Raw genomic sequence first — 1,265 nt, 5'->3', positions numbered from 1 at the left:
GTGCTCGTCCACGCGGCGGCGGGCGGCGTCGGGATGGCCGCCGTGCAGCTGGCCCGCTGGAAGGGCGCCGAGGTGTTCGCGACGGCGAGCGAGAGCAAGCACGCCGTGCTGCGCGAACTCGGGCTCGCCGACACCCACCTGGCCAGCTCCCGCACGCTGGACTTCCGCGACAAGTTCCCGAGCGTGGACGTCGTCCTCAACTCCCTGACCGGCCCGTTCACCGACGCCTCGCTGGAGCTGCTCGCCCCCGGCGGCCAGTTCGTCGAACTGGGCAAGACCGACGTCCGCGAAGGCCCGGGCCACCACACGTTCGACCTCGGCGACCCCGGCCCGGACCGGATCGCGGCCATCCTCGCCGACCTCCTGGCCGCCTTCGGCCGAGGCGAGCTGACGCCGTTGCCGCTGCGGGCCTGGGACCTCGGCCGGGCGGCCGACGCCTTCCGGTTCGTCAGCCAGGCCAAGCACGTCGGCAAGAACGTGCTCACGCTGCCGCGCCCGGAACCGGCCGGCACCGTGCTCGTCACCGGCGGCACCGGCACGCTCGGCGCCGCCGTGGCCCGGCACCTCGCCCGCCGCCCGGGTGTCCGGCGGCTGGTGCTGGTGAGCCGGCGGGGCCCCGGTGCCCCCGGCGCCGCCGGGCTGTGCGAAGAACTGACCGCGCTCGGCGCCGAGGCGATCGTGGTCGCCGGCGACGTGGCCGAGCCCGGCTTCGCGGCGGACGTGCTGCGGGGGATCCCCGCCGAAGCGCCGCTGATCGGGGTGGTGCACGCCGCCGGGATCCTCGACGACGGCGTGCTCGAAGCGCAGACACCGGCCCGGGTGGCCTCGGTGCTTCGCGCCAAAGTGGACGGCGCGTCGGCGCTCGACAGGCTGACCCGGGACCACGACCTGGCCTGGTTCGTCCTGTTCTCCTCGGTCGCCGGAATCGTCGGCGCGGCCGGGCAAAGCGGGTACGCCGCCGCGAACAGCGCCCTGGACGCGCTCGCCGTGCGACGGCGTCACCAAGGCCTGCCCGCGGTTTCCCTCGCCTGGGGCCAATGGGCGCTCGGCAGCGCGATGACCGGCAACCTCGGCGCCCGCGACCGCGGCCGCATCGAACGATCCGGCATCCGTCCACTGTCCACTGAGGACGCGCTGGCCGCGCTGGACGCCGCCGCCGGGCTCGGCCGGCCGGTCGCCGTGCCGATGCGCCTGGACCTCGCCGCCCTCCGCGCGGCCGACGACCTCGCCCCGCTCTGGCGCGGCCTCGTGCGTACGCCGGTCCG

The 1,265-nt window shown here is 76.2% G+C and carries 1 protein-coding gene; it reads left to right on the top strand.

The window, feature by feature from the left end:
- Positions 1 to 1,265: SDR family NAD(P)-dependent oxidoreductase (locus CCN39_RS47955; protein ID WP_143264480.1), on the top strand; the 1,265-nt coding region annotated here is incomplete at both ends.

The organism is Amycolatopsis kentuckyensis, from assembly GCF_002155975.1.
In the GTDB taxonomy this organism is placed as follows: domain Bacteria; phylum Actinomycetota; class Actinomycetes; order Mycobacteriales; family Pseudonocardiaceae; genus Amycolatopsis; species Amycolatopsis kentuckyensis.
Note: the sequence above shows the minus strand (reverse complement) of the source record. Positions and strands in the feature narration are given on the sequence as shown.